This window comes from Streptococcus sanguinis (assembly GCF_050234405.1).
In the GTDB taxonomy this organism is placed as follows: domain Bacteria; phylum Bacillota; class Bacilli; order Lactobacillales; family Streptococcaceae; genus Streptococcus; species Streptococcus sanguinis_W.
In genome coordinates this window covers 1,209,674-1,230,597 of record NZ_CP092117.1, presented here as the reverse complement: position 1 = coordinate 1,230,597, position 20,924 = coordinate 1,209,674, and the positions used below count along the sequence as shown (strand labels likewise).

The 20,924-nt window shown below is 43.9% G+C and carries 20 protein-coding genes; 18 read left to right on the top strand and 2 right to left on the bottom strand.

What is annotated here, in order from left to right:
* Window positions 1-194: 194 nt before the first annotated feature.
* The 5 genes from MFP28_RS06225 to MFP28_RS06205 all read left to right on the top strand — a co-directional run bounded on the left by MFP28_RS06225 (window position 195) and on the right by MFP28_RS06205 (window position 7,400).
* Window positions 195-2,438 (top strand): ATP-dependent Clp protease ATP-binding subunit, encoded by a 2,244-nt coding sequence (locus MFP28_RS06225; protein ID WP_002906598.1) that lies wholly within the window; start codon window positions 195-197, stop codon window positions 2,436-2,438.
* A 209-nt stretch (window positions 2,439-2,647) separates the two neighbouring features.
* Entirely contained in the window at window positions 2,648-3,988 is a 1,341-nt protein-coding gene (lpdA, locus tag MFP28_RS06220; RefSeq protein ID WP_032915924.1) for a dihydrolipoyl dehydrogenase, read from the top strand.
* Window positions 3,989-4,003: 15 nt separating this feature from the next.
* Window positions 4,004-5,077, top strand: a complete 1,074-nt coding sequence (locus MFP28_RS06215) for a thiamine pyrophosphate-dependent dehydrogenase E1 component subunit alpha (RefSeq protein ID WP_002906595.1) — start codon at window positions 4,004-4,006, stop codon at window positions 5,075-5,077.
* 18 nt (window positions 5,078-5,095) lie between these two features.
* The gene (locus tag MFP28_RS06210) at window positions 5,096-6,127 is read left to right on the top strand and encodes an alpha-ketoacid dehydrogenase subunit beta (protein ID WP_002906594.1); all 1,032 of its coding nucleotides are present in this window, start codon (window positions 5,096-5,098) and stop codon (window positions 6,125-6,127) included.
* A 13-nt stretch (window positions 6,128-6,140) separates the two neighbouring features.
* The gene (locus MFP28_RS06205; RefSeq protein ID WP_002906593.1) at window positions 6,141-7,400 is read left to right on the top strand and encodes a dihydrolipoamide acetyltransferase family protein; all 1,260 of its coding nucleotides are present in this window, start codon (window positions 6,141-6,143) and stop codon (window positions 7,398-7,400) included.
* An 87-nt stretch (window positions 7,401-7,487) separates the two neighbouring features.
* Here the strand turns inward: MFP28_RS06205 and MFP28_RS06200 are convergent, their stop codons facing one another.
* Window positions 7,488-7,688 carry a 4-oxalocrotonate tautomerase gene (locus MFP28_RS06200; RefSeq protein ID WP_223310287.1) on the bottom strand — a complete coding sequence of 67 codons (201 nt, stop codon included), beginning with the start codon at window positions 7,686-7,688 and terminating at the stop codon, window positions 7,488-7,490.
* A 105-nt stretch (window positions 7,689-7,793) separates the two neighbouring features.
* On the opposite strand from MFP28_RS06200, the gene MFP28_RS06195 reads away from it, so the two are divergent.
* The 9 genes from MFP28_RS06195 (at window position 7,794) to MFP28_RS06155 (ending at window position 16,007) form a co-directional block, all read left to right on the top strand.
* On the top strand, window positions 7,794-8,366 hold the full coding sequence (locus MFP28_RS06195) for a thymidine kinase (protein ID WP_002906591.1): 573 nt from the start codon (window positions 7,794-7,796) through the stop codon (window positions 8,364-8,366).
* Between the two features lie 35 nt (window positions 8,367-8,401).
* Complete coding sequence (gene prfA / locus MFP28_RS06190; protein ID WP_002906590.1) at window positions 8,402-9,481, top strand: peptide chain release factor 1; 1,080 nt, start codon at window positions 8,402-8,404, stop codon at window positions 9,479-9,481.
* Window positions 9,481-10,311 carry a peptide chain release factor N(5)-glutamine methyltransferase gene (gene prmC, locus MFP28_RS06185; protein ID WP_002906589.1) on the top strand — a complete coding sequence of 277 codons (831 nt, stop codon included), beginning with the start codon at window positions 9,481-9,483 and terminating at the stop codon, window positions 10,309-10,311. The genes prfA and prmC overlap by 1 nt, the downstream gene beginning before the upstream one ends.
* Window positions 10,304-10,894, top strand: a complete 591-nt coding sequence (locus MFP28_RS06180) for an L-threonylcarbamoyladenylate synthase (RefSeq protein ID WP_002906588.1) — start codon at window positions 10,304-10,306, stop codon at window positions 10,892-10,894. Before prmC ends, MFP28_RS06180 begins: the two co-directional genes overlap by 8 nt.
* 47 nt (window positions 10,895-10,941) lie before the next feature.
* Window positions 10,942-12,204, top strand: a complete 1,263-nt coding sequence (gene glyA, locus MFP28_RS06175) for a serine hydroxymethyltransferase (RefSeq protein WP_002906587.1) — start codon at window positions 10,942-10,944, stop codon at window positions 12,202-12,204.
* A 1-nt stretch (window position 12,205) separates the two neighbouring features.
* The gene (locus MFP28_RS06170; RefSeq protein ID WP_002906586.1) at window positions 12,206-13,180 is read left to right on the top strand and encodes a nucleoid-associated protein; all 975 of its coding nucleotides are present in this window, start codon (window positions 12,206-12,208) and stop codon (window positions 13,178-13,180) included.
* Complete coding sequence (locus MFP28_RS06165) at window positions 13,180-13,782, top strand: lysozyme family protein (protein WP_002906585.1); 603 nt, start codon at window positions 13,180-13,182, stop codon at window positions 13,780-13,782. Before MFP28_RS06170 ends, MFP28_RS06165 begins: the two co-directional genes overlap by 1 nt.
* Before the next feature lie 114 nt (window positions 13,783-13,896).
* Entirely contained in the window at window positions 13,897-14,751 is an 855-nt protein-coding gene (locus MFP28_RS06160) for an alpha/beta hydrolase (protein WP_002906584.1), read from the top strand.
* Between the two features lie 275 nt (window positions 14,752-15,026).
* Window positions 15,027-16,007, top strand: a complete 981-nt coding sequence (locus MFP28_RS06155; RefSeq protein WP_002906582.1) for a DUF1002 domain-containing protein — start codon at window positions 15,027-15,029, stop codon at window positions 16,005-16,007.
* Between the two features lie 87 nt (window positions 16,008-16,094).
* Here MFP28_RS06155 and guaA read toward each other — a convergent pair whose 3' ends face one another.
* Window positions 16,095-17,657, bottom strand: a complete 1,563-nt coding sequence (guaA, locus tag MFP28_RS06150; protein ID WP_002906581.1) for a glutamine-hydrolyzing GMP synthase — start codon at window positions 17,655-17,657, stop codon at window positions 16,095-16,097.
* 236 nt (window positions 17,658-17,893) lie between these two features.
* On the opposite strand from guaA, the gene MFP28_RS06145 reads away from it, so the two are divergent.
* The 4 genes from MFP28_RS06145 to ffh all read left to right on the top strand — a co-directional run bounded on the left by MFP28_RS06145 (window position 17,894) and on the right by ffh (window position 20,898).
* Entirely contained in the window at window positions 17,894-18,592 is a 699-nt protein-coding gene (locus MFP28_RS06145; protein ID WP_002895508.1) for a GntR family transcriptional regulator, read from the top strand.
* A 152-nt stretch (window positions 18,593-18,744) separates the two neighbouring features.
* Entirely contained in the window at window positions 18,745-19,077 is a 333-nt protein-coding gene (locus MFP28_RS06140; RefSeq protein ID WP_032907526.1) for a putative DNA-binding protein, read from the top strand.
* Window positions 19,078-19,079: 2 nt separating this feature from the next.
* Window positions 19,080-19,295, top strand: coding sequence for a hypothetical protein (locus tag MFP28_RS06135; RefSeq protein ID WP_002906579.1), 216 nt, complete (start codon window positions 19,080-19,082; stop codon window positions 19,293-19,295).
* A 28-nt stretch (window positions 19,296-19,323) separates the two neighbouring features.
* Complete coding sequence (ffh, locus tag MFP28_RS06130; RefSeq protein WP_002906577.1) at window positions 19,324-20,898, top strand: signal recognition particle protein; 1,575 nt, start codon at window positions 19,324-19,326, stop codon at window positions 20,896-20,898.
* The last annotated feature ends 26 nt before the right edge of the window (window positions 20,899-20,924 follow it).

Here is a 20,924-nt window from a genome sequence, read left to right as displayed (position 1 = left end):
GCTCTTTTTTTCACAATCTTTTGTTAAAATTAGATTAAAACATGAAAAACGCTTACATTTTTTCTAGTATATTGATTGTGAAAATGATATAATAAACATAAGATTATCAAGTTAAGTTTTTGTTAAAATAGGTTAATTTTTAAAATATTGTTTGCAGTTGACTTTGGTTTTCAGTAGAAAAGCGAGGAAACTATATGACCGAACACTATACCAATCTTTTGCAAGAAGTACTAAATGCTGCAAAGGAATTAGCTATTCAAAAACACAATTATCAAGTGGACATTCCGCATGTCTGGACAGTGCTGACCCAGCCTCAGGCTTTTGCCTTGGAATTCTATACCGGTTTGGACCTTGATATTAATGAATTTATCAGCGTCATCAATCAGGAGCTGGCCAAGATTCCTGTATTTTCACATACAGACAAGAACCGATTTGGACGTCAGTATAGTCAACGCCTCAAGAATCTTTTGGATGATGCAGAGGCTGAAAGGGCGGAACTGAGGGACGAGGTGGTAACAGTAGAGCACCTGATTCTCAGTCTATTTCATCAGCAACGAAATCCGATAACTGTCTTTTTGAAGCAGGCAGGAATTGATAAGGAGCTAGTTGCGGCAAAGTTGAATAAAGTTCGCCAAGGCAAACGAGCAATCTCTCCAAGTCAGGAGAGTCGCTATCAAGCCCTGAGCAAATATGCGACTAACTTTAATCAATGGCTGGCTGACCAGACCGATAGACAGGTAATTGGTCGAAAAGACGAAATTGACGATATTATCCGTGTGCTGTGTAGGAAAGAGAAAAGCAATGCCATTCTCCTAGGTTTTCCAGGTGTTGGAAAATCCAAAGTGATAGAGGGGTTTGTTGGAAGATTACTTACAGATGATGTTCCAGAAAAATTGCAGGGCAAAGAAGTTTTTAAGTTAAATCTAGGCGGATTGATTGCTGGAACTAAATATAGAGGAGAGTTTGAAGAGCGCTTCAAGGCTGTTTTGGATGAGGTGCTGGCTGCTAAGGGGAAGATTATTCTTTACATTGAGGATATTCACCAAATCGTGACAGCAGGGCGGACGGAGGGCTCTCTTGATGCAGGCAATCTTTTAAAGCCACTCTTGGCTCAGGGTCAGATTAATATCATTGGCACAACGACTTTTGCTGCTTATAGAGAAAGCTTCGAGCTGGATCAAGCTCTGGAAGGGCGTTTCCAGCGGGTTCGCATTGAGGAGCCCGATCAAGATAAGGCATTGGCAATTCTGCAAGGACTGCGGGAGAATTATCAGGACTTTCACGGAGTTAGGCTGACGGACGAAGCTTTGCAGGCAGCAATCAGTCTTTCAATTCGTTATCTGTCAGATCGTTATTTGCCTGATAAGGCACTGGACTTGATTGATGAGGCGTGTGCTGTTAAGAAAATTCAGCTAGGTCAAGCGCAAACTGAACGACCAGACGTCAGTCGTGAAGATATAGCTAGTATCGTAGAGCGTATAACAGGAATCAAAGTGCAGGGAATCATGGACAATGAACGCGAACACCTGCTAAATCTAGACAAGCTCCTACGCCAGAGAATTGTAGGGCAAGACCAAGCTGTTCGAAAGGTTTCGGAGGCCATTTTGCGCTCGAGAGCAGGAATTCAAAATCCAAAGCGTCCAATTGGGTCCTTTCTCTTTCTGGGGCCGACTGGAGTCGGGAAGACTGCTCTGGCAAAATCCCTTGCTGAGCGGCTGTTTGGTAATGAGCTGGAAATGGTCCGGCTGGATATGTCTGAGTACATGGAAAAACATGCCGTAGCTCGTTTAGTTGGTCCGCCGCCAGGTTACGTCGGATTTGAAGAGGGAGGACAGCTGACAGAAGCTGTTCGTAGGAGGCTTTATTCGATTGTTTTGCTGGATGAGATTGAAAAAGCCCATCCAGATGTATTCAACTCTCTGCTGCAAGTCTTGGACGAAGGGCGATTGACAGACTCTAAAGGCCGTACTATTGACTTTAAAAATACTATTTTGATTATGACAAGCAATATTGGCTCCCAGCAGATTTTGGAAAGTCTCAAAAGTGAACAGGGACTGACTTCTGAAACGCAGGATGAAGTTCTATCTTTGCTTCAACATAGCTTTAGACCAGAGTTTTTAAATCGGATTGACGAGACGGTTATTTTCAACCCTCTAAGGGCAGAAGATATGGTCAATATCGTAAAGATTATGGTTCGGCAACTTCAGGAAAGGTTGAAACATCAGAAGATTCAGCTTCATCTGAGCGAAGAAGTTTACGCTTTTTTAGCCCAGAAAAACTACCAACCAGAATTTGGTGCTCGCCCTATTCAAAGAAGCATTATGCGCTATCTAGAAACGCCTTTGGCTCGTTATTTGGTCGAAAATAAGGAAACAACTGAAATGACAGTTCATGTCAGTTTGAAAGATGGGCAACTGGATTTTAATTATTTGGTATAAGATTCTTTCAAAAAGTAAGCGCTTACTATATATAGACAAAGAAAAATGAAGAAAGGAGGTTTATCTTTTTCAGAGCAGACTGTATCTTAAGATTTCGAGATGAGTCTTAGATATATGAATAAATAATGAGATGCTTTTTGCATCTATAGCCGACAGTAATCATTTTGATTGTTGGAGTACCCTTTGCATTTTATGAAAGGAGGCCTGTTTTGTCTGTTTATGATGTTTTGATTATCGGTGCTGGACCGGGTGGTTATGTGGCTGCTGAAGAAGCCGCTCGTTCGGGCAAGAAAGTGGCTGTGGTAGAAAAGAAGTCTATCGGCGGAACCTGCCTGAATGTAGGATGTATACCGTCTAAGGCCTATCTCCAGCACGGTCATTGGCTGTTGACAATGGAAGATGCCAGACGTTATGGTATTGAGAGCAAGCTTGAAAGGATTGATTTTGAGAAATTGGTAGACCGAAAGAATCAAGTTGTTGCCAGTTTGCAATCTGGAATTCATGCTAGCTTTAAGTCTTTAGGCATTGAGTATATAGAAGGTCAGGCCAAGTTTGTCAAAGACCGAACCTTCTCCGTCAATGGTAAAGAAATCAGTGGTAAAGATGTTATTTTGGCTACTGGCAGTTATCCTTTTGTGCCTCCTATTAAGGGGTTGAAACAGGTTGACTATCTAACGACGGATACGTTTTTTGACTTGAGGGAGCTTCCTGAGAAGTTAGTCATTATCGGAGGTGGCGTTATCGCAATTGAGCTAGCTTTCGCTATGGCTCCTCTGGGTGTTGCTGTCACTGTTATTGAGGTTGCGCCGGAAATTCTTTTGACCGAAGAAGCTGAAGCGCGGCATGTGATTCAAAAGAAATTAAAGAAAATGGGGGTGATGATTTATCAGGGAGCGCAGATAAAGGAAGTAACTGGTAATTCTGTCTTGCTTGAGAATGAGCAGGTTGCTTTTGACCATCTTTTGGTCGCTACTGGCCGCAAACCAAATCTAGAGCTAGCACAGGATATGGGTTTAGCTTTGACAGAGCGAAATTTTGTCCAGGTGGATCAATACTACGAGACATCAAAAGAGCATGTGTATGCTATTGGTGATCTCTTAGAATCTTATATGCTGGCCCACGTAGCTAGTGCAGAAGGGATAAAAGCTGTGAGAGCTATCTGCCGGAGAGCTGAAGAAGCGGTTGATCCGCTGGGTGTTCCCCGTTCACTCTATACCAATCCTGAAGTGGCTTCTTTTGGGCTCAGTAAGGAGGAGGCTGAGCAGGCGGGCTATGATGTTCTGGTCCAACAGCTGCCTTTCTCTTATAATGGGCGGGCTATCGCTATAGGTGAGACAGAGGGCTATGTCAAGTTAATTTCAGAAAAGAAATATCATCTTCTACTAGGTGCAGTCATCGTCGGTCCGAACGGTACAGATCTTCTGCAGAATTTGATTTTGCTGAGGCAGGCTGAAGCAACGCTGGATCAAGTTCTTGAAACGGTTTTTGCTCATCCGACCACATCAGAACTAATACAAGAAGTCGCAAAAAGACTCGTTCAGGACGATTAATGAGGAGGTAAAAATATGTCACATTATAAAGATTTACCACAAAGATTGACCAAAACAAGAAGCCAAGGGGCTGTATCGGAGCTAGTCGATTTAAAAGTCCATGATGCTACCGAAGTTGAGGTGGAGCAGATTTCCAAAGAAAAAGCCAAGACCATGTATAAAACCATGTGGGATATCCGTAATTTTGAGGAAAATACCCGGCGTTTCTTTGCTGCAGGACAGATTCCTGGTTTTGTTCACCTTTATGCTGGAGAGGAAGCGATTGCTACGGGCGTCTGTGCTAATCTGACAGACCAGGACTATATTACCAGTACTCACCGGGGACACGGTCACTGTGTTGCTAAGGGCGGTGATTTAAAGGGAATGATGGCAGAAATTTTTGGCAAGGAGACTGGACTTGGAAAAGGAAAAGGCGGATCTATGCACATCGCCGATTTGGACAAGGGAATCCTTGGTGCTAACGGTATGGTTGGTGGAGGATTTGGTCTAGCTACTGGTGCTGCTATGCGTAACAAGTACTTGAAAACAGACAGTGTGGCTGTCTGCTTCTTCGGTGACGGTGCGGCCAATGAAGGAAATTTCCACGAATGTCTCAATATGGCATCAATTTGGAAACTGCCAGTTATCTTTGTCAATGAAAATAACCTCTTTGCAGAATCGACACCGCAATGGTATTCTTCAGCGTCTGGTACCATTGCTGAAAGAGCAGCTGCTTATAATATGCCTGGCGTTCGGGTTAATGGTAAGGATTTATTCGCTGTCTACCAAGTAGCCAAGGAAGCTGTAGAGCGGGCTCGTAGAGGGGAAGGACCTACCTTGATTGAAGCTGTAACATATCGGGATCATGGTCACTTTGAAGGGGATGAGCAGAAGTATAAGGCTTTGGAAGGTGAAGAAAAAGACTGGGCTGATGTGGATGCTCTAGATATCTTCCGTGACTACGCTATCGAGCACGGCCTCTTGACTGAAGAGGAACTTGATGCCATATTAGAGGAGTCTCGAAAGGATGTGGAAGAAGCTATTAAATTTGCTCAAGACAGTCCAATTCCTCGTTCCGAGTCTCTGCTGGAAGATGTATTTGCTGATTGATAGAAGGAGGTTGATCAAATGGCTAGACAACTGTTATTTATGAAAGCAATCAATGAGGCGCTGGATCAGGCAATGGCAAAAGATGACACCGTAATCCTTCTGGGAGAAGATATTGCTGGCGGTGTAACAGTCAAGCACTTGGAAGAAGAAAACGAAGATGCTTGGGGCGGTGTAATGGGTGTGACCAAGGGACTCATGCCAAAATACGGCCGAGAGCGGGTGATTGATACTCCGATTTCCGAGCACGGATACGTGTCAGCTTCTGTCGGAATGGCTCTGACTGGCTTACGGCCAGTACCGGAGCTGATGTTCAATGACTTTATCGGTTTCTGCTTTGACGCTATTCTGGGGCAAGGCTCAAAAATGCGCTATATGTTTGGCGGTAAGGCCAAGGTTCCGATGACAATGCGGACCATGCATGGAGCAGGAGCTTCGGCTGCAGCTCAGCACTCGGGTTCTTATTACGGTCTCTTTGGTTCTATTCCTGGTATTAAGGTAGTTGTTCCAGCAACTCCGTATGATGCTAAAGGGTTACTGCTGGCTTCCATTGAAGACGACAATATCGTGATTTATTCAGAAGATAAGACTCTCTATGGTATCAAGGGAAAGGTGCCAGAAGAATATTATACAGTTCCAATTGGAAAGGCTGCTGTCCGCCGTGAAGGAACAGACCTCACTATCGTTACTATCGGTAAAATGCTTTATGTTGCTTATGAGGTAGCGGATCGCTTGGAAAAAGATGGTATTTCGGTCGAAGTAATTGACCTGAGAACAGTAGCTCCTTGGGATGAGGAGACTGTCTTTGAATCAGTCAAGAAAACTGGACGACTGATTATCGTTGATGAATCCAACCCTCACAATAACACAGCGACGGATATAGCAGCTGTAGTGACTGATAAATGCTTTGATTATCTTGATGGTCCGGTAAAATGCGTCTGCGCGCCAAATGTGCCAGTGCCATTTGCTGTGAATCTGGAGCAGCTCTATATCCCTAATGCTGATAAGGTTCTGACTGTTGCTGCAGAATTGATTGACGATCTGAAGAGATAGAAGGGAGGCAAGTATGGCTACAGAAATTGTAATGCCTAAGCTAGGCTTAACAATGACCGAAGGTTTGATAAATAACTGGCTGGTCAAGGAAGGAGACACCGTAGCTGCTGGTCAGCCTGTCTTGGAAATCAGTTCTGAAAAATTGACCAGCGATGTAGAAGCACCAAGCGCAGGAGTGATTTTAAAAATTATCAGTCAGGCGGGCGATACTGTCCCGTGCAAGAAAGTAATTGCATGGATTGGTGAAGCAGGAGAATCTATTCCAGGTATGGAAGCAGATGGAGCCTCTGCGAACCAGTCAGAAAGTGAGCAAGAGGCAGCTGATGCAGGGGTTGGACTAGCAGAAAAAACTGCTGCAGCAAGTTCCAACTCTGTCGGAAACAGTGAACATGGACGTATTTTCATCACTCCTCTTGCCCGCAAGATTGCTAAGGAAAAAGGATATGATATTTCCTTGATTTCAGGAACGGGAGGCAATGGCCGTATTACCCGACGAGATGTGGAAAATTATAAACCAGAGGCGCTTCCAAACCAAACACCTGAAAGTAGCTCAGCAGTCCTTCAGCATGCTGCTCAAGTTGACTATGGTGCAGGATTGATAGGTATGCGCAAGACTATTGCAGAGCGGATGATGAATAGTCTCCAGGCATCTGCTCAGGTGACCTTGCATCGTAAGGTGGCTATCAGTCGACTGATAGCCTTTAGACAGGATATGAAGGATAAGGTCGCTTCTCCACTAGAAAATGGCGAAATCAGCATCACGACTCTGCTTACAAAGGCTGTTGCCAAGGCGTTGAAAGATCACCCTCAGCTCAATGCTTGGTATTTCAATGGTCAATATCAGGAAGTAGAAGATATTCATATTGGTATCGCGACGGCGCTTAGTGATGGTTTGGTGGTTCCGGTCATTCGTCACGTGGATAAGCTAACGCTGGCTGACTTGGGCTTAGCTATCAAAACGGAAGCCAATCAAGCTCGTAAAGGAACTTTGGATCCAGCTCTTTACTCAGGTTCAACCTTCAGTATTACTAATCTCGGGGGAGCAGGGATTGAGTATTTCACTCCTATCCTAAATACACCAGAAGTAGCCATTTTAGGAGTTGGTGCCTTGCAAACGGCGCTGGCTCTTGACAGTCAAGGACAGGTCTACGAGCAAAAATTCCTGCCGCTCAGTTTGACTTTTGACCATCAAGTCGTAGATGGTCAGCCCGCAGCGGAGTTTCTAGCCAGTCTAGCGGACAAATTGGAGTCTCCTTACGACTTGGTTTTCTGATAAAAGAATGAATGGTGAATTTCATTCCTGAATGATAAAGAAAAAAGCCAGCAGTTTATATCTTCACAAACTGCTGGCTTGTCTCTTTTATTTTTCCCGCATTTGACCTTGTGGGAAGTAGGTTCCTTCTGGCATGTCGTTAATAATGACATGGACAGCAGACTGAGGTGCGCCTGTATTTCTGACAACAGCTTCAGTTACTTCCTTGGCAAGAGCTTTTTTCTGCTCCAGAGTACGTCCTTCAAACAAATCAATTCTAACAAATGGCATATTTTCTGCCTCCTTTATTTCGTTATTATTATTTTATCACAAATGAGGTTTTAAAGAGTAGTGAATTATGGTAAAATAATGTGAAGTAAAAATGGAGATAATGAATTAGCAAAGATTTAAATTATGGCTCAGTTATACTACAAATATGGCACGATGAATTCGGGCAAGACCATTGAAATTTTAAAAGTGGCCCACAATTACGAAGAACAAGGCAAGAGCGTAGTCATCATGACCTCAGCTGTTGATACCCGTGACGGTTTTGGCGTTGTTTCTAGTCGCATCGGCATGAAACGAAATGCCGTAGCTATTGAAGAACAGACGGATATTTTTGGCTATATCCAGCAGCTGCCTGAAAAGCCTTATTGCGTTTTGATTGATGAGGCTCAGTTCTTGAAACGCCATCATGTCTATGATTTGGCTAGAGTGGTGGATGAGCTGGATGTTCCAGTTATGGCTTTTGGTCTGAAGAACGATTTTCGCAATGAACTTTTTGAGGGTTCTAAGCACCTCTTGCTCTTGGCTGACAAGATTGAGGAGATTAAAACGATTTGTCAATATTGCTCTCGTAAGGCTACCATGGTTTTACGGACTGATAACGGAAAGCCTGTTTATGATGGTGAGCAGATCAAAATTGGCGGCCACGAGACCTATATCTCAGTCTGCCGCAAGCACTATTTTAACCCCGATATTAAGTAATCCAACGATAGAAAAAAGGAGATGATGAAAAATCTATGAACATCTATGAACAGTTACAAGCGGTTGAAGATCGCTACGAAGAGCTTGGTGAACTCCTAAGTGACCCTGATGTGGTCAGCGATACCAAGCGTTTTATGGAGCTTTCTAAGGAAGAAGCCAGCACCCGAGATACGGTGACGGCATACCGCGAGTATAAAAAAGTCCTGCAAAACATCACAGACGCCGAAGATATGATTAAAGACGCCTCTGGTGATGCAGACTTGGAGGAAATGGCCAAGCAGGAGCTTAAGGATGCCAAGGCTGAAAAAGAAGAATACGAGGAAAAACTAAAAATCCTCCTTTTGCCTAAGGATCCAAATGACGATAAGAATATCATTTTGGAAATCCGCGGGGCTGCAGGAGGAGACGAAGCGCAGTTGTTTGCAGGAGACCTCTTGCAGATGTATCAAAAATATGCTGAAAGCCAAGGTTGGCGCTTTGAAGTCATGGAGGCATCTTATAATGGTGTAGGCGGGATCAAGGAAGTGGTCGCTATGGTCTCAGGTCAGTCGGTCTACTCAAAGCTTAAGTATGAATCTGGCGCTCACCGCGTACAGCGAGTTCCAGTAACCGAAAGCCAAGGTCGTGTTCATACTTCAACAGCAACTGTCTTGGTGATGCCTGAAATAGAAGAAGTAGAATACGACATTGATCCTAAAGATTTGCGGGTGGATATCTACCATGCTTCAGGTGCTGGCGGACAGAATGTCAATAAGGTTGCGACTGCTGTTCGAATCGTTCACTTGCCTACCAATATCAAGGTCGAAATGCAGGAAGAGCGGACCCAGCAGAAGAACCGGGATAAGGCTATGAAAATCATCCGAGCTCGTGTAGCAGACCACTTTGCTCAAATCGCTCAAGATGAGCAGGATGCAGAGCGCAAGTCCACAATTGGTACAGGTGATCGCTCAGAGCGGATTCGCACCTATAATTTCCCGCAAAATCGAGTGACAGATCACCGTATCGGCTTGACCTTGCAAAAGCTGGACACGATTTTAGCTGGCAAACTGGATGAAGTCGTTGACGCTCTGGTTCTCTATGACCAAACGCAAAAACTAGAAGAGCTGAATAAATAATGACATTGGCTCAATATTTGGCGGAGTTAGAGCAAGAGCTGCTAGCAGCGGGAGAAGAAGCAGAAAACCTATCTTTCGTTTATAGGGCTCTCAATGAGCTCTCCTTTACCGACTTTGTTCTCAAACTTCGGACAGAAGTCAGCCAGGAAGACCATAAACAGCTAAAAGCAATTCAAGAGCAGCTGCTTGCTCACAAGCCAGCTCAGTATATCATTGGCAGCAGTGACTTTCACGGCCTGACTCTCAAGGTGGACGAGCGAGTTCTGATTCCGAGGCCTGAGACGGAGGAGCTGGTGGAGCTGATTTTGTCAGAAAATCCCGAAAGTTCTCTGTCTGTCTTGGATATTGGAACGGGTAGCGGAGCCATTGCTCTGACACTGGCAAACAGCCGTCCAGACTGGCAGATTACTGCTTCTGATTTGTCAAATGATGCTCTTGCCTTGGCAGCAGAAAACGCTCAGTTCTGCAGACTTAACCTTGCTTTTGTCCAATCCGATTGCTTGGATGCAATTCAAGGAAAATTTGATATCATTGTCTCCAACCCGCCCTATATTTCAGAAGCGGATAAGGACGAAGTCGGACTTAACGTTCTGACCTCAGAGCCACACATGGCCCTCTTTGCTGAGGAAGATGGCTATGCCGTCTATCGGAAAATAGCCGAGCAGGCAGGAGACTATCTGACAAAAAAAGGAAAAATCTATCTGGAAATTGGTTACAAGCAAGGAGACGGTGTTGCTGATTTGCTAAAAAAATCTTTTCCCCAAAAACGAATCCGAGTCCTGAAAGATCAATTTGGCAAAGATAGAATGGTGGCGGTTGACAATGGATAAGATAGAAAAGAATCTGGCAGCGGGCGGAGCAGTTGTTCTGCCGACAGAAACAGTGTATGGTCTCTTTGCCCAGGCTTTGAATGAAGAGGCGGTTGAGCGAGTCTACGAATTAAAACGAAGACCTAGTGACAAGGCTCTTAATCTCAATGTTGCTAGCTTGGAAGAAATTTACAACTTTTCCAAGAACCGGCCCTGCTATCTGGATCAACTCTACCAAGCTTTTCTGCCTGGACCGCTGACTATTATTCTCCAAGCCAATGACCGAGTGCCAGCTTGGATAAACTCAGGTATGGAAACTGTGGGCTTTAGAATTCCTAATCATCCAGTTACCCTAGATTTGATTCGAAAGTACGGGCCCTTGATTGGTCCATCCGCCAATCTTTCTGGAAAAGCTAGTGGAACTTCTTTCCAGCAGATTATGATGGATTTTCAAGAGGAGGTCTCGGGAGTAGAAGATGATGACTTTTTGACAGGTCAGGATTCAACTATTCTGGACTTGTCTGGAGAAAAGGCTCTTATTTTACGCCAAGGGGCAATCACTCGCGAGGATATTCTCGCCCAAGTAAATGATATAAAATTTTAACTTTTAGGACCTAAGGTCCTATTTTCGCAAAAGAAGGGAGACACCTTATGATTTTTGACCAAGAAGACTACAAAGCATTTGACCCAGAGATTTGGGAAGCAGTTGCTAAAGAAGAAGAACGTCAGCAGCATAATATTGAGCTGATCGCTTCAGAAAATGTCGTTTCTAAAGCTGTCATGGCTGCTCAAGGTTCTATTTTGACCAATAAATATGCTGAGGGCTACCCAGGTCGCCGTTACTATGGTGGGACAGATGTAGTGGATGTGATTGAAAGTCTAGCCATTGAGCGTGCCAAGGAAATCTTTGGTGCCAAGTTTGCCAATGTGCAACCTCACTCAGGTAGCCAGGCTAATTGTGCAGCTTATATGGCTTTGATTGAGCCAGGTGATACAGTTATGGGCATGGATCTGTCTGCTGGCGGTCACTTGACTCATGGTGCATCAGTCAGCTTCTCTGGTCAAACCTATAATTTTGTATCCTATAGTGTTGATCCAGAAACAGAATTGTTGAACTTTGATGCTATCCTCCAGCAAGCCAAAGAAGTTCAGCCTAAGCTGATTGTGGCAGGGGCTTCAGCCTATTCTCACATCATCGACTTTTCAAAATTCCGTGAAATCGCTGATGCAGTGGGTGCCAAGCTTATGGTAGATATGGCTCACATCGCTGGTTTGGTTGCTGCTGGCCTCCATCCTAGCCCTGTGCCTTATGCGGATATCACAACCACGACGACCCACAAGACATTGCGTGGCCCTCGCGGCGGCTTGATCTTGACAAATGATGAAGAATTGGCTAAGAAGATCAACTCAGCTATCTTCCCAGGCATTCAAGGCGGACCATTGGAGCATGTCATTGCAGCCAAAGCAGTTGCATTTAAAGAAGTGCTTGACCCAGCTTTCAAGGTTTATGCCCAGCAGATTTTGGATAATGCCCAAGCTATGGCCCAAGTCTTCCGTCAGCATGATAAGTTCCGTGTGATTTCTGACGGTACTGAAAATCATCTTTTCTTGGTTGATGTCACTAAGGTTGTAGAAAATGGGAAAGTAGCGCAAAATCTCTTGGATGAGGTTAATATCACGCTTAATAAAAACTCCATCCCTTACGAGACTTTGTCACCATTTAAGACTAGCGGAATTCGTATCGGTACTGCAGCTATTGCAGCTCGAGGCTTTGGTGTAACAGAAAGCATCAAGGTAGCCGAGCTCATTATCAAGGCTCTGGAAAACGCTGAAAACGAAGCGGTGCTGAATCAGGTGCGGGCGGAAGTTCGTGAACTAACGGACGCTTTTCCACTCTATGAGGGCTTGAACTAAGATGGATATTTACGTAAAAAAAGCGATTATTCATCAATTCAGTCCAGTTGATACCGAACTGCTGCTGGCGGATAAGTTTCTCAACATTACTCCCAAGATTGAAGAATATCTGCGCAAGAAGATTGAGCGGGTATACTCTGATGATGCTAAGACAGGTGTTTTCGATCCCGAAAACGTCTTTTTAGCCCAGCTTTCAGACGACTTACTGGAAACATCAGTGACAGTGGCCAAGCTTTGGCAGGAGGAGTTTTCTGTCAGTGAAAACCAGAAAACCAACGATCTGATTTTTGTCCAGTTTGACAAAGAAGGTGTGGAGCACTTCGCTTTTCTGCGGATTGCTCTGCGGGAAACCCTAACCCACTTGGGTGGTGAGGTGGACAATCCTATCAAGCTGACGCAGAACAATCTGCCTGGCTTTGGTACTGGTGCGGACGAGGCTTTGGTTATCAATCTCAAGTCTCGCAAGTACCATCTGATTGAAAAACGCATCAAGTATAACGGCGCCTTTCTCAATTATATGTCAGACAATCTCTTGCAGGTCAATCCGACAATCTCAGCCAAGAAATCAATCAAAGCGCTTGAGAAAACTGCTCAAAAAGTTGCCGAAAGTTTCAACAAAGACGATTTCCAGTTCCAGTCCAAGGTCAAATCCAGTATTTTCAAAAATCTGGAAGAAAATGACGAACTGTCGCCTGAGAAATTGGCCGATGATCTTTTTGACAGCAATCTGACTGCCCGACTTACCTTTATTGACCAAGTCAAGGAAGCTATTCCTGAGCCAGTCAAGTTTGATGAGATTGACAGCAGCCGCCAGAAGAAAAAGTTCGAAAATCAGAAACTCTCCCTTTCAAATGGAATTGAGCTCATCGTTCCCAATAATATCTATCAGGACGCAGAGTCGGTAGAATTTATCCAGAACGACAACGGGACCTATTCTATTTTGATTAAGAACATCGAGGATATCCAAAATAAATAATGTTTAAATTTCTAAGAAGACTGATTTTAGTCCTTTTCGTGCTCTTTGCCGGCTATAAGATTTATCAGGTTCATCATGATGTCAAGCAGGTTATGAAGTATCAGAGCTTAGTCAGAGAAGTGCTGGACGAGCAGGACACGGCAGCCAATGAAGAATTGGTACTAGCCATGATCTATACAGAGACCAAGGGAAAAGACACTGATGTCATGCAGTCCAGTGAAAGTGCGACTGGTCAGACTAATGCTATCACGGATAACAAAGAAAGTATTCGCCAGGGCGTCCAGACCCTGTCTGATAACCTAGAGTTAGCCAGCGAGAAAAAGGTAGATGTTTGGACAGCAGTACAAGCCTATAATTTCGGTCAGTCCTATATCGACTACGTCGCTAAAAACGGTGGTGAAAATACGCTAGAGCTGGCTAAGAAATATTCCAAAGATGTAGTAGCGCCAAGTTTAGGAAATGTAACAGGCAAGACCTACGGCTACTATAACCTGATCTCTATTTTTCACGGACCAGAGCTCTATATCAACGGCGGTAATTATTATTATTCCCGTCAGGTCAAGATGAACATGCACATCATGCGCCTCTTAAAATGGTTTTAGAAAGAAGTTTTCAAGCTTCTTTCTTTTTTGATGGTGAAGTAATAATCCGGATATTTGTAACCACGATGGATACATGATATAATTTTGTACATCTATCATAAAAAGGAATGAAAAATGAACAAAAAACTTGGTTTTAAGCTCCTTATTCTAGTTTTGGTGACAATTGCCGGTCTAACAGCTTTTTACAACCATAAAGAAGTCACGGCACTCAATACAAAACAATATGTTCAGTCAACAACGCCGACCTTGTTTTTCCACGGTTTTGGATCCAGCTCTAATGCTGAAAATCATATGACAGAGGCAGCCAAAAAGGCTGGAGTCACTCAGACAATTATCACAGCAAATGTCAGTAAAAACGGGCAAGTAAGCTTATTAGGCGAGATACCGAAAGGTGCAATCAATCCTATTATCAAGGTAAACTATGAAGATAACCGCAATGCCGACTACGCTCAAGATGGTAGGTATGCAGCAGCTGTGATTCGCAAGCTACAAGAAACTTATGGCTTTAAGAAGATGAATCTGGTAGGCCATTCGATGGGAAATATGTCCATCCTCTTTTATATGCTGGAGAACGGTCAGGATGAAAAGCTGCCCGAGCTGCAAAAGCAGGTCAATATTGCCAACCATGTTAATGGTCTGCAAGGAAGGGACTTGCCTGAAGATTTGAGAATCCTAGACGACCAAACTGGCCAGCCTAGTGCTATGAGCCAGACTTATCAAAAACTACTGGGATTACGAGAAGTATATCCACAAGAGCAGGTAGATGTCCTTAATATCTACGGCGATTTCAAAAATGAATCCGACGGTTCTGTACTCAATATTTCTTCTCGCAGCCTTAAATATCTCCTGGTTGAGAATGCCAAATCTTACCAGGAAAAGAAAATCACAGGTCAGTTGGCTCAGCACAGCCAATTGCATGAGAATCCAGAAGTAGACGAATTACTGATTGACTTCCTTTGGAAAAAGTAGAAAAGAGCAGTTACTGGCAAGCAAATCCAGTGACTGTTTTTTCTTTGAACTTCTTTGAGAAATGTTGTAAAATGTATCTATTATCTCAAGCCCTCAATGGATGAGATAATAATAACTCCATCATTGCAGCAACTTACCTGAAGCACTCTGAACATCAAAAGGAGCGAAAATCACAAGCTCAAGAAACAGAAATTCGAGTCAGTCAGATAGAAAGTTTGCTGCGAAAAAAGCTATAGAATTTGGGAAACTATAGCGGGAGGAAAAGAGGAAAAAATATGAAATTCAAAAAAACTTTAATGACAGCAGGAGCCTTGCTGGCTACTCTGTTTACTGTATCGACAGCAGCTGCCGATTCAAATGTTCAGAAAGTCATTGATGAGACTTACGTGCAACCTGAGTATGTGCTGGGTTATTCCTTGGATGAAAGCCAAAAACAGCAGACCTTGCAGATGCTGGGCTACAATTCATCCAGCGACAGCAAGCCTCTCAAGACCATGACTCCAGAAGTCTACTCTAAAATCATGGATGTTGCCAACGACCCTAGCCTGCAGCTTTATTCTTCTGTAAAAATCCAGAAGTTAGGCAGCAATAAGCCATTAGAGGTGAAAATTGTCACTCCGCAAAACATCACTAAGGTTACAGAAGATATGTATCGGAATGCAGCTGTTACTCTAGGTGTTCAGCACGCGCAGATTACCGTTGCGGCACCGATTCCGGTAACAGGTGAGAGCGCCTTGGCAGGGATTTACTACTCTCTGGAAGATAACGGTGCGTCCATTCCTCAGGAAAATAAAAACCTAGCGCAGGAAGAACTAGCTACCCTTTCTGGTATCAATGCTGAAAATACAGGTAAGGAAGGTTATGACGCAGACAAGCTCAACGTAGCCCTGGCTGATATCAAAGCGGCTGTTGCCAATGCCAAGAAGAACAACAGTAATCTGACAGCAGATGATGTCCGTAAGATTGTTGAAAAAACCTTGAAAAACTACGGTCTGACTCAGTCAGTGACCAGTGACCAAATTAACCTCATCGTGAATTTTGCTGTCAATCTTTCAAACAGTGGAGTCATTACGGATTCTGACTTTACAAAGACGCTTAGCGACTTGAAAGACAGCATCGTTTCAAAGGCAGGGGATACCTTTAACAATATTAACCTCAACTTTGATGCAAACGGCCTCCTTCAAGAAGGCGGTAATTTCTTTTCTAATATCTGGAATGCCATTGTCAACTTCTTTAAAGGATTGTTCGGCGGTTAATTTCAAGACTATATAAAACAAGGCTAGGACATTTTAGTCCTAGCCTTGTTTGTTTTTACAGTTATCATTTAAAATAAGATTTGTTTGTTACTCCCACTCTACAGTTGCAGGTGGTTTGCTGGTGATATCATAGACAATGCGGTTGACATGGTCTACTTCGTTGACGATACGAACAGAGATTTTTTGCAGAACATCCCAAGGAATCTTGGCAAAGTCAGCTGTCATGCCATCAATAGAAGTGATGGCGCGAATCGCAATTGTGTAGTCGTAAGTCCGGCCGTCACCCATGACACCAACAGAACGGACTCCAGTATTAACAGTAAAGTATTGCCAGATGTCGCGGTCAAGACCAGCTTTGGCGATTTCTTCGCGGAGAATAGCATCAGATTCGCGAACTGTTTCCAATTTTTCCTCAGTGATTTCTCCCATAACGCGAATAGCAAGTCCTGGTCCTGGGAATGGCTGGCGCCAGACAATTTCATCAGGCATACCAAGCTCGGTACCCAAAGCACGCACTTCATCCTTGTAAAGTGTATTCAACGGCTCAATCAGCTCAAACTGCATATCTTCAGGCAGACCACCAACATTGTGGTGAGACTTGATAGTCTGAGCAGTGTCAGTACCGGATTCGATAACGTCTGTATAGAGAGTACCTTGAGCCAAGAATTTTACATCTTTTAGTTTGCTGGCTTCGTCGTCAAAGACATAGACAAACTCGTTTCCAATGATTTTACGTTTTTGCTCTGGATCTGAGACACCGGCTAGTTTATCAAGGAAACGTTTAGCAGCATATGCCTTAATGATATTTAAACCAAATTTGCCGCCCAGCATATCCATGACCTGATCTGCTTCGCCTTTACGCAAAAGACCATGATCCACAAAGATACAGATTAGTTGATCGCCGATTGCTTTCTGCAGGAGAACACCGACGACAGAAGAGTCTACACCACCAGAAAGTCCCAACAGTACCTTCTTGTCACCAACGGTTTGTCGGATTTTTTGAATTTCCATGTCAATGAAGTTATCCATAGACCAGTCGCCTTTGGCTCCACAAATATTAAGAGCAAAGTTACGAAGAATATCATAGCCAAATTCTGAATGACGAACCTCAGGGTGGAACTGAATACCGTAGATTTTCTTAGTTGGATTTTCAATAGCTGCAAAAGGACAGTCAGCAGAAGTACCAGTACGGACAAAGTCAGCAGGAATTTCTGTTACTGCATCTCCGTGGCTCATAAGAACTAGCTGGCTTTCAGGTGTTCCGTTGAAAAGGCTGGAGTTGGCAGTATGTGACAGAGTTGACTGCCCATATTCTCGATTTCCAGCATGACCAGCAGGGACAACCTTGCCGCCCAGCTTGTGAGTCAAAAGCTGCATACCATAGCAGATTCCCAAAATCGGGATTTCCAACTCGAAAATTTCCGGATCAATATCAAAGGAGCCGTCTTCATATACAGAATTCGGACCGCCGGAAAGGATAATTCCGATAGGCTGGATAGCACGGACTTCGTCAGCGGTAATCTTGTGGCTCTTCAGCTCAGAAAAAACACCGATTTCACGAATGCGGCGTGAAATCAGCTGGTTGTACTGGCTGCCGTAATCAAGCACGATGATCTTTTCGACATCTTGCAATTCAGTTCTAGTAGTCATCTGTTCCCTTTCTTAAAAGAAGTAATCTTTTCCCCTCATTTTATCACAAAAAAGGAATTTTTCCAAGGTAATAAAGCAAGAGTGCTGAAAAAACGAATATGAGTCTTTACTTGGCTAAACAGCTAGAATCGTGAGAAAAGCAAGCATTTGAGAGCTAATCTTTATCATTTAGTTTGACATTTGAAGTATTTGGTACTAAAATAAAGGAAGGTACCAAATAAGAAAGAAGAGTCAACATGTTGCCCGCATATATCAAAATTCATGATCAGATTAAGAAAGACATTGACGATGCCGTTTGGGAGATTGGGGAACGCCTGCCCAGTGAGCGAGATCTAGCCGAAACCTTTAAGGTCAGCCGTATGACCCTGCGTCAAGCTATCACACTCTTGGTTGATGAGGGAGTGCTAGAGCGTCGAGTCGGTAGTGGCACCTTCGTTGCCAGTACACGTGTTCAGGAGAAAATGCGCGGCACCACCAGCTTCACAGAAATCATGAAGGCGCAAGGCAAAACGCCATCCAGCCAGCTTATTTCTTATCGGCGTACCTTGCCGAGCGAGCAGGAAGTGGAAAAGCTAGGCATCCATAAGACAGAAAATGTCATTCGGATGGAGCGGGTTCGCTACGCTGACGATTTGCCGGTGGTCTACGAGGTGGCTTCAATTCCAGAGAAGTTCATTAAGAATTTCAAAAAAGAAGAGGTAACCAGTCATTTCTTCCAGACCTTGCAGGAACATGGCTATAAGATTGGCAAGTCTCAGCAGACGATTTATGCTCGGCTGGCTAAGGAAAAAATTGCCAATTACCTTGATATTCCCCGTGGCCATGCCATCTTAGGACTGACTCAGATTTCTTACTTTGATGACGGAACAGCTTTTGAATATGTAAAAAGTCAGTATGTTGGCGATCGTTTTGAATTTTATTTGGAAAACAATTAATTATTGCAAAACCCTTGGTTATCACCAAGGGTTTTTATCTTGTCTTTTACACAGAAGAAAAAGCTGATTGAAGTTTTGCAATCTCATATTTCGAGTGTTTATTTCCCTTGTCAGACTAGAGTTTATCATGCTTTTCTGGTATAATGTTTCTTATGGAAATTGAAAAAACAAACCGAATGAATGCTCTCTTTGAGTTTTATGCGGCGCTTTTGACTGACAAGCAGATGAACTATATCGAGCTCTACTATGCAGATGATTACAGTCTGGCGGAGATTGCCGAGGAGTTTGGTGTTAGCCGTCAGGCCGTTTATGATAATATCAAGCGGACAGAGAAGATTCTGGAAGACTATGAGAAAAAGCTGCACATGTACTCGGACTACATCGTCAGAAGTCAGATATTTGACCAGATTACAGAGAAATACCCTGACGACAGCTATCTGCAGGAGCAGATTGGGATTCTGTCTGGTATTGACAACCGAGAGTAATCATGGCTAAACAAGTTATCTACAAGGGAATGTCTTGCTGGTTGTTAGAGTTGGAAGAATCTTTTCCTGCCAGAGTACAAATCATCTCCTCTGACGATCTTTCTAAGGCAATGCAAGAAGGCTTCAGCTGCTGGGGCTACCCAAATGAGATTATGAAAGAAGTCTCTGCTGAAGAATACGCTTGTTTAACACGTTTTGGAAAATTTCCACTGAATTGATTGAAATAGAAACTAGGAGAAATAAAAAATGGCATTTGAAAGTTTAACGGAACGTTTGCAGAACGTCTTTAAAAATCTGCGCAGAAAAGGAAAAATCTCAGAGAGCGATGTTCAGGAAGCAACCAAAGAGATTCGTTTGGCCCTCTTAGAAGCCGATGTTGCCCTGCCAGTTGTCAAAGACTTTATCAAGAAAGTCCGTGAGCGCGCTGTCGGTCATGAGGTTATCGACACCCTCAATCCAGCGCAACAGATTATCAAGATTGTTGACGAAGAGCTGACAACTATCCTGGGTTCTGATACTGCTGAGATTATCAAGTCACCAAAAATTCCGACTATTATCATGATGGTTGGTCTGCAAGGGGCTGGTAAGACTACCTTTGCTGGTAAGCTTGCTAATAAGCTCAAGAAAGAAGAAAATGCTCGTCCGCTCATGATTGCGGCGGATATTTATCGTCCGGCGGCTATTGATCAGCTGAAAACACTGGGACAGCAAATTGATGTACCTGTTTTTGCTTTAGGTACGGAAGTTCCAGCTGTTGAGATTGTTCGTCAAGGTTTGGAGCAAGCCAAGGCTAACCACAACGACTATGTCCTGATTGATACGGCTGGGCGCCTTCAGATTGATGAAAAGCTCATGCAGGAGCTGTCAGATGTCAAAGCGCTGGCTAATCCGAATGAAATCCTCTTGGTTGTCGATGCCATGATTGGTCAGGAAGCGGCTAATGTCGCTCGTGAATTTAACAGTCAACTGGAAGTGACCGGGGTTATCCTGACTAAGATTGATGGCGATACCCGTGGTGGTGCAGCCCTGTCTGTTCGTCAGATTACTGGTAAGCCTATTAAATTTACTGGTACCGGTGAAAAAATAACTGATATTGAAACCTTCCACCCAGACCGCATGTCCAGCCGGATTCTGGGCATGGGGGACATGCTGACTCTGATTGAAAAAGCCTCTCAAGAATACGATGAGAAAAAATCGCTTGAAATGGCTGAAAAGATGCGGGAAAACACCTTTGATTTCAATGACTTCATTGATCAGCTGGATCAGGTACAAGGCATGGGGCCTATGGAAGATTTGCTCAAGCTGATCCCAGGTATGGCTAATAATCCTGCCCTCAAAAATATCAAAGTGGATGAGAAAGAAATTGCCCGCAAACGTGCTATCGTATCCTCTATGACACCGGCTGAGCGTGAAAATCCTGACTTGCTGAGTCCTAGCCGTCGCCGTCGGATTGCCAATGGTTCAGGTAACAGCTTTGTTGATGTCAATAAGTTTATCAAAGACTTCAATCAAGCTAAGCAGATGATGCAGGGCGTTCTGTCAGGCGATATGAGCAAGATGATGAAGCAAATGGGGCTCAATCCAAACAATATGCCTAAGAACATGCCTGGTGGCGGAGGGATGCCCGACATGTCAGCTCTGGAAGGCATGATGGGCCAAGGCGGTATGCCAGATATGTCAGGCTTAGGAGGAGCCGGCATGCCGGATATGAGCCAAATGTTCGGCGGCGGACTCAAGGGTAAGGCCGGAGAGTTCCTGATGCGCCGCAGCATGAACAAAATGGCCAAGCAAATGAAGAAAAACAAAAAGAAGCGGAAGTGATAACAAAAAAACAAGTCGCATAACTA